Annotated in this window: 10 protein-coding genes and 1 pseudogene; 8 read left to right on the top strand and 3 right to left on the bottom strand. The window is 36.2% G+C overall.

Annotated elements, in window-relative coordinates; genetic code table 11:
- Window positions 1-25 precede the first annotated feature (25 nt).
- From O0550_RS22575 to O0550_RS22565, 3 genes are all read left to right on the top strand, one after another.
- Window positions 26-1,357, top strand: coding sequence for an alkaline phosphatase family protein (locus O0550_RS22575; protein WP_309304393.1), 1,332 nt, complete (start codon window positions 26-28; stop codon window positions 1,355-1,357).
- Window positions 1,354-2,538 (top strand): inositol-3-phosphate synthase, encoded by a 1,185-nt coding sequence (locus O0550_RS22570; protein WP_258427269.1) that lies wholly within the window; start codon window positions 1,354-1,356, stop codon window positions 2,536-2,538. The genes O0550_RS22575 and O0550_RS22570 overlap by 4 nt, the downstream gene beginning before the upstream one ends.
- A gap of 164 nt (window positions 2,539-2,702) precedes the next feature.
- Window positions 2,703-2,987, top strand: coding sequence for a hypothetical protein (locus tag O0550_RS22565; protein WP_003339288.1), 285 nt, complete (start codon window positions 2,703-2,705; stop codon window positions 2,985-2,987).
- Here O0550_RS22565 and O0550_RS22560 read toward each other — a convergent pair.
- Window positions 2,974-4,308 (bottom strand): annotated as a pseudogene (locus tag O0550_RS22560) (IS1182 family transposase). The gene O0550_RS22565 and the pseudogene O0550_RS22560 sit on opposite strands and share 14 nt — an antisense overlap.
- A 400-nt stretch (window positions 4,309-4,708) precedes the next feature.
- Here O0550_RS22560 and O0550_RS22555 point away from each other — a divergent pair.
- From O0550_RS22555 to O0550_RS22540, 4 genes are all read left to right on the top strand, one after another.
- Window positions 4,709-5,377 carry a septal ring lytic transglycosylase RlpA family protein gene (locus O0550_RS22555; protein WP_003339293.1) on the top strand — a complete coding sequence of 223 codons (669 nt, stop codon included), beginning with the start codon at window positions 4,709-4,711 and terminating at the stop codon, window positions 5,375-5,377.
- 148 nt (window positions 5,378-5,525) lie between these two features.
- Window positions 5,526-5,810, top strand: a complete 285-nt coding sequence (locus O0550_RS22550) for a hypothetical protein (protein WP_268900763.1) — start codon at window positions 5,526-5,528, stop codon at window positions 5,808-5,810.
- Between the two features lie 136 nt (window positions 5,811-5,946).
- Window positions 5,947-7,026, top strand: a complete 1,080-nt coding sequence (locus tag O0550_RS22545; protein WP_258427267.1) for a hypothetical protein — start codon at window positions 5,947-5,949, stop codon at window positions 7,024-7,026.
- Between the two features lie 263 nt (window positions 7,027-7,289).
- Entirely contained in the window at window positions 7,290-7,961 is a 672-nt protein-coding gene (locus tag O0550_RS22540) for a hypothetical protein (protein ID WP_003339296.1), read from the top strand.
- Between the two features lie 892 nt (window positions 7,962-8,853).
- Here O0550_RS22540 and O0550_RS22535 read toward each other — a convergent pair.
- Together O0550_RS22535 and O0550_RS22530 are read right to left on the bottom strand one after the other, a co-directional pair.
- On the bottom strand, window positions 8,854-8,988 hold the full coding sequence (locus tag O0550_RS22535; RefSeq protein WP_255253013.1) for a hypothetical protein: 135 nt from the start codon (window positions 8,986-8,988) through the stop codon (window positions 8,854-8,856).
- Window positions 8,989-9,458: 470 nt separating this feature from the next.
- Complete coding sequence (locus O0550_RS22530; RefSeq protein ID WP_003339298.1) at window positions 9,459-10,052, bottom strand: TetR/AcrR family transcriptional regulator; 594 nt, start codon at window positions 10,050-10,052, stop codon at window positions 9,459-9,461.
- Between the two features lie 174 nt (window positions 10,053-10,226).
- Between O0550_RS22530 and O0550_RS22525 the strand changes: the two genes are divergently transcribed.
- Window positions 10,227-11,681, top strand: coding sequence for an MDR family MFS transporter (locus O0550_RS22525; RefSeq protein WP_258427266.1), 1,455 nt, complete (start codon window positions 10,227-10,229; stop codon window positions 11,679-11,681).
- Window positions 11,682-12,519: the final 838 nt, after the last annotated feature.

Below are 12,519 nucleotides of genomic sequence, written 5' to 3'. Positions count from 1 at the left end.
GATGGTATCTTTGGAGAAAAAAAACGTGGTTGTATTAGATATTATCAGTTTAACAACAGAACATCTGAACGATGCTGAATTAACTCCGAATATTCGAAATTTATTAGAAAGTGGGCAACACGCAAGAATTAAGCCTGTATTTCCCGCTGTAACTGGATCAATACAGGCTACTTATATCACTGGAATTCCGCCAGCTGAACATGGAGTTATTTGTAATGGACTCCCCAATTTGGATACTAAAGAGATTACAATGTGGAATCAGACGATGGTTCCAATTCAAGGCGAAAAAATCTGGGAGAAGCTGAAGAAAGAAGACCCGACAGCTGAAACAGCAGTGCTATTTTGGCAGTTCAGCAAGTTGAGCACAGCGGACTATGTAGTTACACCTGCCCCTATCCATCTCGATAAAAAAATGATTTTGTGGTGTGATTCGAAGCCGAGGGACTTATACGGAAAATTGAGGGAGAAATATGGGGAATTTGATCTGAAATATTTCTGGGGTCCACTCTCTTCTGTCAAGTCCAGTGAATGGATCTTAGATGCAGCAATAGATGTTTTAGAAGAATACAAACCAAGATTATCACTTGTATATTTACCCAATATAGATTATAACGCGCAAAGGTTCGGACCTGAAAGTGAAGCAGCAAGGAGATCGATTAAAGAAATTGATAATTTGATTGGAAACTTTATCGGGCAACTGGAAGAGCGCGGATTGAGGGAGCACACACGTCTTGTTATTTTGTCAGAATATAACTTTAAGTCAGTTAATAGACCTATCCTTATCAATCAAACGCTGAATAAAGAGGGCTATGTGGCTATCAAGCGTGTTGAAAATATGGATTTTCTCGATTTAGAGATGTCGAGAGCCTTTGCTTTGGCAGACCATCAATTGGCCCACGTGTATATTCAAGACCCACATGATATTGGGGCAGTTAAAGCAATTCTCGAAAAAATCCCAGGTATAGCCGAGGTATGGGGAGAAGAAGAGAAACGAGCTCATAAGATTGATCATGAGCTTTCGGGTCAGTTAGTTGCAATTGCAGAACCCGACAGTTGGTTTGTGTACTACTGGTGGCTAAACAACGAACAGGCACCAGAATTTGCATACAATGTGGATATTCATAGGAAGCCCGGTTATGATCCAGTTGAGCTGTTTGTAAATCCAAAAACATTCCAAATCCCACTAGAACCGGAGCGAATCAAAGGATCTCACGGTTTACCGCCAAAGGACGAAGGGGACTATGTATCACTTGTAGTAACAGGGAAAGATTTTGAACTTCCAGAAACATTAGAAGCGACCGAAGTCCATGACTTATTGTTACAACTTTCAAGAAAAAAAGAAGAGGTGAAAAAGTGACATATCAAACGGGTGTGTTATTTGTGGGGATGCTAGGGGCAGTTGCAACAACAACGATTTCCGGACTCTTTGCAGTCAATCAAAATCTAGCCCCATTAAGGGGAGTTATTTCTTCAGAGAAGGAATTTGAGACGCTGCAGCTAACTCCGCTTGACCAGATTGCTTTTGGTGGATGGGATATACAAAAAGATTCATTGATAGAAGCGGTAAAAAGACATGGCATCATTCAGGAACCTATTTTGCAGAAGATTGAAATGAATCTTAATGATGTTCCTGTTTGGCAAGCGCCACTGGCTAATGTGAATGATTTTGTCAAAGGAGTATATAGATTGAAAGGAGAGCCTGAGACTTTAGAGAGTGCAGTGGATAAGATCCAAGAAGACATCGAGGCATTTAGGAAAAAATATGATCTTGAGAGAATTGTTGTGATAAACACCGCTTCAACAGAAGAAAAAACAAAAACTCATTCATTATATCAATCATTAAAAGCATTTGAGACCGGGTTAAGGGAAAATTCACCGGATATTCGACCAGGTATGCTTTATGCTTATGCAGCAATGAAGGCAAAATGTGCTTATGTGAACTTTACGCCGAGTGTGACGGCTGAGATACCGGCGCTGCAAAAGCTTGCAGAAACTCAGGGTGTCCCGACAGCAGGGAAAGATGGAAGGACAGGACAGACTTTATATAAACATGTTTTAGGGAAAATGTTCAAACAGCGAGGGTTGAATGTTGTTGGTTGGTACAGCACGAATATCTTAGGGAATCAAGATGGTGCAATTTTGGATCATCCGAGGCATTCTTCAACAAAGATTGATTCAAAGTCCATTGGATTAGAACGTATATTAGGGTACAGTCATTTTGATCATAAAGTTAGGATTGATTACTTTCCTGTCCGAGGAGATAGAAAAGAAGCATGGGATACGGTTGACTTTGAAGGGTGGTTAGGTGAGAGGATGACAATGAAAATCAATTGGCTAGGCATTGATTCTATTTTAGCTGCTCCCCTTATAATTGACCTTTCCCGGTTTATGGATCATGCACTTCAGAAGGGGAAGACAGGAATAATGGAACATCTATCACTTTTCTTTAAATCCCCAATTGGAACAGATGAATATGCCCTTGATCAACAATACCAAATGTTATTGAAGTATGTGAAACATTTTGAATACAATGCTTAATCTCCTTGGTGGCCTTGACTATTTTGGAAGTCACAGCAAATAAGCTGGTTTCAATCATCCGTACTCATCTCCTATAAGTTCATTGTAAGAACTTAACCGACAAAACATCCAATACTCTTTGCAAAGGATATTCCTTTAGATGAAGGGCATGGGAAATACCGTAAATGGAAGGTGAATTTCCATTTTGTTTGGAATATGAAATTAAAAGGAAACGGAGTGTTATTCAAGATACTTTACTATGTGAATATGATGGTATTGGACAGGGTAAATATCGAGAATGGATGGGGAATTTAGCCAGCGGAAAACAACAAATATTGTTGTTGCAGGCTGTGGACAAACTCTTCTTAATCTACTGTTATAAGGGGAGTTTGTTTTATTTTTTTGCTGGTAAAAGGTTAGTAGTTGAAGAAGCTTACGCTTCTCCTTTTCAGGATTCTAAAGCCACGTAGCGAGCTTTTTTAAATTCATAGAAGCAAAAACAAGCATCACCTGCATGGTCACTTTTTTAATCCCTCGTAAAGTGGTCCATCTCAAGCCATGCTTTTCCTTCAAATCTGCAAATACTCGCTCAATCGTTTCTTTTCTTTTTGAATAGATTTCCTTATTTTTGAGTGTATGTCTAAGATGATCAGCTTCTTCTATATATTCTGCCCATATATGACGACTGATTTTTTTCACTGTATCCTTGCTATTTGTACATTGGTTCCGAAAGGAACAATCTTTGCAAATTGATGGATTCGATCTGTATATTCGATACCCTCACGGGTTGTTGTCTCATAAGACAATACTTCATTTGCAGGGCAAACATAGCAATCATAATATTCATCATAAGCATATTCGTATTTCTTAAAGAATCCATCCTTTGTACGTGGTCGTGTATATGGCATTGCAGGAGGTATACCAGAAGTAATGAGGATTTTAGCAATATAAGGGGTTTTATAGCCTGCATCTACTGCTACTGCATAGGGTTTTCCTACTTGATGAATAGCTTGATTTAAATACATCCTGAAACATTTGACTGTCGTGAACGTTAGCAGCTGTTACTTTTGCACTCAATATAAATCGGTTCTTATCGCTTGCGGCATGGAAAGAGTATGCAAATAATCTTTCTTTTTCATCCTTAATAAACCAACCACTATCAGGATCAGTAGTGCTCAACTTCACTTCCTTTTGTATAGACTCAGACTTTTTTGGCAAGGGTTTCTTTCCGTGATCGATCCTATCTTGATTTAATTCTTCTTCTAAATAAGATAGATATTTTTTAGGTTCTTGTTCAACTATGGTCTTTCTGTATTTCTTCTTATTGTCATTAGCCTTTACGTGAGTAGAATCAATAAACATAACAGAAGAATTAACAAATCGATGCTTAAGAGCTTCTCCAAGAATATGTACAAAAATGGTTTCAAAGAGATCTGTATCTTGAAAACGGCGAGCATAATTTTTACCGAATGTAGAGAAATGAGGTACTGGTTGAGTGAAGTCATAACCGATAAACCACCGATAAGCTACATTCGTTTCCAGTTCTTTAATTGTCTGACGCATAGATTTTATACCAAATAAATATTGAATAAATATGATCTTTATTAGCACAACAGGGTTGATACTTGGTCTCCCATTATCTTCCGAATATTTGTCTTTTACAAGATCATATATAAAAGTAAAATCAATTGCTTTCTCAATTTTACGAACTAAATGATCAGAAGGGACAAGTTCATCTAACGAAACAAAGGACAGTTGGTAACGGCCTTCTGCATCTTGTTTTTTTAACAAGTAACTCACTCCTTTCTGCTATATTCATACATTCAACAAAAAAGCGTGCAGACCTCCATACCTTTCGGTATTTTGTCTACACGCTGGAAGCCGCCTGCAAGGGCGGCTTTTTTATTTGACGTTTTTTGGAAATATATTATCTGGGGTTTGGATTGTTCCCGTAACATCTGGACATCAAAACCTTACTCAACCATCGGTCTGAATTGGTTTCTCTAAGGCAAAATCGACATTTTTTTAAAGATATATTATTCCTATGATTCGCATTACGTTACATATTTTTTCTATATTATACAAATAAATACAAAAAACTATTGAACAAATAAGGATAATTGGTATTATAAGTAATAGTATGGTATTTATATACTATTTATACAATAAAAAACAAAGGAGAAGATTTAGAATGAAAAAATTATTATTAGGTTGTATAGTATCCGCTGTAGCTATACCAAATTTTGTTTTCGCTGCTAATTCAAGTGAAAGCATCTCAACTAGTACAGACTACAAAACGACTATTCCCGCATACATGGAACCTGGTACAGTTGTTAAATTTAATGAACAGGAAAAACCTGTTATTTTAAGAGAAGGAGATAAAAAAACAAGTTTAACACAATATAAACTTCAAGCAGAGAATAGCGAAGCAAAGAATAGCGAAACAGATTTACCAGTTATAAAACCTGGTATGACAGTAGTCTACGATGCTTTAGGCGCACCAATAGTGGTTATGCCAGAAAGTAGAGAATCAATTAATGTAGAGATGAAAGAAATTAGTCCACAAGCAGTAGTTCCTCTTGCTAGTAACACAGAAAGCGGTATAGTTTCTCATTTTAATATTTGGGAAGAAGATGATACAGCATCTGGTCTAAAAGCAGATGACGGTGCAGCCCATAAAACAATATCTCTTAAAACGACTGTCACTGTAAAAAGTAATGAAAATTCAAAATCTGCAAAAGTTAGAATTTTAGATAGAGGTCCTTATGTAAAAGGAAGAATTTTAGATATGTCTGAAGAGTCATTCGCCAAACTTCATGATCTAGATAAGGGGCTATTTAAAGGTACTATTAGCTGGTAATTAAGAAGTTAACGGACGGTTATTCGGCAATAATGGCTCCTACCATTATAATGATAGGAGCCTGTTATAATCATTATTACAACTTGTGACAACCTTCATCAAGTAATTGTGGAAACCATTGCTTCTATGTTTCAAGCTCGATGGAGCATTGAAGTCTTCTGTATTAAACAGCATCTCAACGTTCCTACCTTATTTGGGACAACAGAAAATGCCGTATTCAACCAACTTTATGCGACGTTTTATTGCTTATCTTATTCTAAAAGTATTAGATGAAGAGCGTAAAACGGCACGTTTTGTTTCTACTGTGAGTTCTGTAAGTTTTACTCCGCAACTCATTGAAGGGCGTCTTTTTGCCGAATGGAAACTGAGCATTCAGCAATTCATAAAAAACTACATCGATTTATACGGGAGTAGTCTGCCTAAAAGTGGATAATTAATACTCGTGTAGTGTAATTTTTCACCTAGAAAATAACTAAATATCGCATCAAAACAATATGTAGCGTTTTGATTGTTTTTGGTGTTTAGTAATTATAATTTCTAAAATAACTTCGCAAAGGATCAGGAGCATAATGCGTGAATTCTTTTGTAAATGCAAAAAAGCAACGTGTTTTACTGCTATAATTTTTTTATCTTTGTTAGTTATTCTGTCTGGATGTCAAGAGAAAAAAGATGACGGTACGCTTATTAACAATAATGAAGAACTCGTTATTTCTATATATGATAACGAAGGTAAAAGTAGCATAGTGGAAGTAGATGCCGAAAAAAAAACAGAAAAAGATCTAGTTAATAATGAAACTGTTTGGTTGAATGGAAAACTTTCAGATAATAAGCAGTATCTTGTCTATACTAGTGCTAGAGGGGATGGACCATGGGATATTTTTTTATTAGATATAAAAAATAAAAAATTTTATCAAGTCACGAATGACACTTTAGGACAACTTAATCCTAGATTTGGTGATAAGGAAGGAAAAACAATCTATAGCATAATAATAGGGTCAACATTTCCTGTTTCAAAGATCGCGAAAGTAGATGTTCAAAAGAAAGATTCTATTATACTTGATGCTAAACAATCTGATCGTGCTGTAGAAATGTATGACATTTCTAAAAACAAAATCATTGGAGCATTTGTTTCTGAGAAAGAGAACACTGCAAGATGGAAAGAAGCAAATAAAAATGGGGGAAATCTAAAGCAAATTTTATATTCAATATACGAAATGAATTTAGATGGATCCGACATGAATTTGATAACTAGTATAAAAGCTATCAATATTGATTCTATTGCTTATGGACCTGATGGTAATTCTATAATCCTTGGAGGAGAGAACGTAAATAAAGATGAAGGCAGTGGTATTTATAAGTTATCTCTTCCAAATAAAACATTAACAACCATATTAACAGATCAAATGATTAAAAAAAGTCGGAATCCTATATTATCAGAGATTGGCCCTAGAAGGTTAGCGGTACTATCTAAAAATGAGCGGTTCATTTATTTTGCTGGTATACCTAGCAATGGAAAGGAAGTTAATTTTAAAGGCATAACTTCTAAGATACGTTGTATCTATAAGTATGACATAGGTGATAAAGAAATTAAAAAAGTCTATGAGTATAAAAAACCGGCTATTATTACAGATTTGACAGTTACATATTAGATGTTACTTTCAAATACTTATTGGAGAAACGCCATAAATATACCTTGTGTTAATAAAGCTCTTCTTTAATTTTGTAAATTATACTTTTAAAAACAAATAAACGCTTGTTTAAGCTTATTTTTGTAAACTATATCTTTTGTACACTTTGGTGGTTATATGCATTAATAACGTAGAAAATAAAAAATATTTTAGTTATTTTTTATGTTTAATAAACATACAAAAATAACACTATTATAAAAATATTCCATAAAGGAGATGTTGTTATGAAGAAAATTTGGAAGTTAACTCTTAGTTCAGTAATTGGATCTGTTATAGTTGCTGGTACTGTTTGGGCCCAACCAAATTTACAGTTATTCATCAACGGTCAAGGACAAGACCTTGGATCTTTAAAATTGAAAGTAGAAAATGGGGTAACGATGGTATCTTTACGGAGTATTATAGAAAATCTGAAAGGAGACATATTAATTGATGAAAATAAAAACTCAATAAATGTAGTGTTACCGGATTCCACAAATCTACTAAATCAAGTACAGCGTTTAGAAAGAGATTTACAGCCCATAACTGCTGAAGGTGCTTTACAAACATGGATTCGAGGAATACAAGATCGTAATGGTGCGGTACAATACGCAGTTTTTTCTCCTGATCTTCGTGAAAAGACAAAGAAAAACTTTGATGAAAGTTACTGGGTAACAGGTGGATCAAGTCCTCATATGGGAAAAGTAGAAAACATCGTAACAAAAAATGTCAATGATACTACCGTCCAGTTTACATTTGATTATCCACTTATTGATAAAAGTGGAACAATAGGTGTAGGTAAAGCAGTTATTACTGTACAAAAAATGAAAAAAGAATATAAAGATGGATGGTTTATTACAAATATAAAAATGAAAAACCCTGAAGATACTGGAATTATGATTGGAGCAGAAAAGCTTTAAAAACATACTTGTAAAACGATCAATATTTTTAAAGATACCTACTTTTCTTAAGCCGACTTTTCCTAGCGTACAGGAAATCGGCTTTTTTTCTATGTGGATGGTATAAGAGCTAGGCCAGTTTAACCTCTTAAAATGGCTGCTACAGCACACAGTCTGATTTAATTTATTTATATCCCAGATTTTTACAAGATTATAGTGATATAATAATATGTACTGTCACTAGTACGGGAAGCAGGTGCGGCTAACACTTACGGTCCATATAGAGTTTCCTTCAAAGGGGGCCTCATTTCTAGGTTGAGGTAGGAACACTAAGTTTTGAAGCTAAGGGCAACCTACTTCAATTGTTAAAGGACAATATCAGTATGACCGTAAGTATTACCTCTTCATATTAATCTTTATAGTAACCATTGTATTTTTATTACCAAGTCTAATTACCATTGGTAAAACATACTTATACTCAGATCAAGCTGCGGCCTATGCGATTCAAAGAGTTTCAGAACAAGGCTATATGACGGAAGAAATAGCTTAAATATCCTCTGAACGATAAAACTAACAAAGATTTCTCTTCCGGATAAGGTACTCTTGTGACCTCCTTCAAATCGTGATCAAGAGTCTTCAAATTATATAATAGCAAGAGTGGTTATTTTATCCACCCTTGCTATTTTTCAGTTATTAGGAGGGCGATATTCTTACTTCCCAGTAATAGTAATTTCTGATGTAAACCCGTCCTCTTTTCTTTTAAACCCATGCTTTGTTGCAAATGATTTAATTTCTCTATTTCATAGCACTTTCGATCTCATATCCATCTGCAACCAAACAAGAGAAAACAGGGGGAAATGAGAAAAGTGGCTAAGAAAACTACTCAAGAAACTAAAAAGGCTTCTCTAGAAGCTTACTGAAGAAGCTCGCCATGAGTTTGAAGTTGAGAAAGCAGAACAAGCGGCGGCACAACTGCCAATCCTATTTGGCCTCTTTCGATTTCCTGTAAAACCGCCAATTTCTCTTGCGCACTCCATTTTTTATGCATGAAAAAACTCCCCTTAGAGCAGCAGGTTTTAGTATTTCACCTGTCTACTTTAAGGGAGCTTATCATCCTAGGACGGTCTTTTACCTATTACATACAGTAATCTATTCCTGTAAGCTCCTTCAAAGCAGGTTCGCCTTCCCGCCAAAATGGGTATGATTTTTCAATAGCTTTTTTGGCTTGCTCCAGCGTAGAGAAGTATCCAAATATTAAACGTGTTTTAATGTCGTAGACTTTTATTAATTTTATTGCTTCTATTATAATAGTCTTATTTTATTATTATGTATTCAAAATGGGTTATTTGGGTAGCCGATCCTACGCAAATGAGCAGGAGGTATTGCGGAAGTTCAAAAAATGGGATTCGAATTGTAAAAGAGAAAGCAGGTAAAGAAGAACTATTCGTGATCTGGACACACCGTGGAATTATGGATTTAGGGAGACTCTGAGAGCTTTATTGGGATTGGATTTAGAAATTAAAGGTGTGCCGATCCGAGGCGTGAGATTTGTGAGAATAATATGGTCAATTCTGTTGGTGACAGGTCGAGATCTCGCTGTATCCAGAAGTGAATGGTTCCCACATAGGCAGAGGCAAGGTAGGCAAATAAATATTGCTGTTTGACGGGGATCTCACTCAAGTTTTCGGTTTTGAAATAGCGATATGAACCATGAAACTGCTCACGTATTAATTGGGTCAATCGAGATCCGAAGGACGTGTCTCCATTTGGTCTCATGAATACCTGAAAGAATCGTTTGTGTTCAACCACGTATTCAAAGGGGCGAACATAGCCATAAGGTGGCGGGGCACCAAAAGGCTCTTTCCGATCGATGTCGTGACCAAGCTTTTTAATTATTGAATAAAAGCCTTCCAGTATTTCGTTCTTAAATTGTTCAACAAAATCTTGTATATCCTGATAATGCAAATAAAAGGTGCCCCTGTTCAAACCAGCTCTATCGGTCAGTTCTTTTACGGTAATGTTGTCTATACCGTTTTCTAACGCCAGATCAAGAAACACTTCGCGTAACAGTTGACGAGTCCTGAGAATTCGGCGATCAATTCTATTTGCCATATTATTTTCCTCCAAAATTTCAGTAACTTACTGATCATTTTTCTAGTTGCCGTTGATTAATGAACACAAGGATAGCGGATGAACATTGGATATCCGAGTCAATCAATTATAATTTTATTATCAATGTTAATCAACACCGTGTTCATTATTTCAATATGAATTGGAGAGAGGTACATGTTTAAAAGAGACGCATCTGCTGCAACTTCAAATATAAATACTGTAGTTACGTTAAATCGTAAATCGTTTATTTATGCCATGATTGCAATTATTCCTGGCATGATGATGGTTATGCTCAATAGTACAGCGATGAATGTAGCTATTCCAAGCCTGACACAAGATTTTCAGGTTTCATTTGAGACATTACAGTGGGTCATCAACGGTTATATGCTGGCAATGGCAGCTACCGTTCCAATCTCAGGGTGGTTTTCTGACAGAATTGGCGCAGGCCGGGCTTATTTAATGACGATTATGTTATTTATCTTTGGTTCACTGCTATGCTCGATGGCACAAAATTCGGAACAGCTTATCGCTTTCCGTATCATTCAGGGACTGGGTGGGGGAATGATCCAGCCGATTGGCATGGCAATGATTTATAGGCTGGCGCCTCCAGACAAAAAAGGACAGATTATGGGGATGATTGGTATACCTATGCTGATTGCACCAGCAACAGGACCGATTTTATCCGGTTGGTTTCTTGAGGCTATGGGTTGGCGATGGATCTTTGTGATCAATCTTCCGATCGGAACGCTTGCTGTTTGGCTTGGCTTGCGCCATCTGTGTAAACATGTACATCTTCAAAAAACTCACAATAAACAGCAGCCGTTTGATCGACTTGGGGCTATGTTAGCACCAACAGCTTTTGTACTTCTTGCTTTGAGTATAAATCAGCATAGTACCAATAAGTGGGGATCCATTCTGATGGGGGGGACAGGAACTTTATTGCTGATTTGGTTGTGTATCCATGAGCTCCGTCATGAAAATCCTATTCTAGAATTAAGGGCATTTCGTGCCTATTGCTTTCGTAGGGGCATGATTGTCAGTACAATTCAATATGCAGCTCTAAATGGGTCGCTAGTATTTATTCCGATATTTTTGCAAAAATATCGTTCTTACAGCCCTTTCGATGCGGGAATAATTATGAGCATGCTTGCTATAACCTCTGGTTTGCTGATGCCAGTAGGTGGGAAAATATACGACCGTTTCGGGATCCGGCCATTAGCTTGCTCTGGTATGGGAACGATTGCTGTGGCTTTATTACTACTTTCCCGGATAAGTGACATAACACATTATCTACAAATTGCAGGAATAGTCGGTTTGCTTGGGATTGGAATGGGATTATGCATGATGTCATTAAACACATATATTCTACAATCAGCTCCAGCTTCGATGATCAGTAGAATTACACCTTTAACTGCAGCAGGAGCTAATCTAATCATACCGGTGGCGATTGCCTGCTTGAGTAACTTTCAAACAATGCGTACCTTTAGTCATACAGTAAATGAATATAAGGATAATCCGGTTGCTGCTGAAATGATTGCTTATTCTGACACCTTTTTACTGACAGCATGCTTTGCTTTAGGCGGAGCATTTGTCAGTCTGCTGTTGAAGCCACCTCAAGATCCTACCTAACGAGTCACTATTATGACCATTAGGAACGGAAACATTATGAATTGATTGAAAAATGGGAAATAAAGCGAAGTTGGGGTGTTGAATGAAAAATGGAAAAGGAAACAAAAGCAGATATGATTCTACCATATTAGTTACGTGTATGACGAAGTTGCTCCATATACAGTTTCTGAAAGTAGTCCTTATTTAGGGCAGTCTATTTTGCAATATTATAAAAATAAGGATTGGATATTGAAAAAACTAAATTCGGACATGCCGGTTGTTCACGTTTGTAACAAGGAAAATAAAATATTTCCTTATGCACTTGTTCTTCTTAAAAAAGAATGTTCGTTATATAGTTTTCATCTGAAGCAGCAAATGCTTGAAACAGTGTTAAAATGGTTTGACTAACTAAGCTGAGTAAAAGTACAAATGTAAGTAATCTAAAATTCACTTTCTAAATCCTTCCAATATAATAGTTCCGTTATATTATAAGATTGTTAACAATTAATGTAAATAAAAAGGATAATAAAGTAATTTATATAATCGTAAAATATTGATTTGGTGGACTAATCTTTTTAACTGATTTTGGTCTGTTTGATTGCACAAGATTACCTTATAAACAACCGGATTAAGTCTAAAATTGTCTTTGTTGTTTTAATAACTTATACTAATTACAAACATATAAATACCAACAGTAATTCTCAATTGGAAAAACCAAGAGCACACAAGAATAATTGGATTTGAGTCAATATCTTGGACACAATTAAGTTAAGTACTAGGATGCTTTTCTTTGCAAGTCTTCTACTTCTTGAGGTGTTTTGTAGCCTAGACTACCATGTATTCGGGTTCGGTTATACCA

Origin of the sequence: Brevibacillus halotolerans, assembly GCF_026891775.1 — a bacterium.
In the GTDB taxonomy this organism is placed as follows: domain Bacteria; phylum Bacillota; class Bacilli; order Brevibacillales; family Brevibacillaceae; genus Brevibacillus_B; species Brevibacillus_B halotolerans.
Note: the sequence above shows the minus strand (reverse complement) of the source record. Positions and strands in the feature narration are given on the sequence as shown.

What these genes read in the sequence shown, in the direction of transcription:
- O0550_RS22565 (WP_003339288.1), top strand. Translation starts at nt 2,703, where the DNA reads ATGGAAGGTGAATTTCCATTTTGTTTGGAATATGAAATTAAAAGGAAA.
- O0550_RS22555 (WP_003339293.1), top strand. Translation starts at nt 4,709, where the DNA reads ATGAAAAAATTATTATTAGGTTGTATAGTATCCGCTGTAGCTATACCA.
- O0550_RS22545 (WP_258427267.1), top strand. Translation starts at nt 5,947, where the DNA reads ATGCGTGAATTCTTTTGTAAATGCAAAAAAGCAACGTGTTTTACTGCT.
- O0550_RS22540 (WP_003339296.1), top strand. Translation starts at nt 7,290, where the DNA reads ATGAAGAAAATTTGGAAGTTAACTCTTAGTTCAGTAATTGGATCTGTT.
- O0550_RS22535 (WP_255253013.1), bottom strand. Translation starts at nt 8,988, where the DNA reads ATGCATAAAAAATGGAGTGCGCAAGAGAAATTGGCGGTTTTACAGGAA.
- O0550_RS22530 (WP_003339298.1), bottom strand. Translation starts at nt 10,052, where the DNA reads ATGGCAAATAGAATTGATCGCCGAATTCTCAGGACTCGTCAACTGTTA.
- O0550_RS22525 (WP_258427266.1), top strand. Translation starts at nt 10,227, where the DNA reads ATGTTTAAAAGAGACGCATCTGCTGCAACTTCAAATATAAATACTGTA.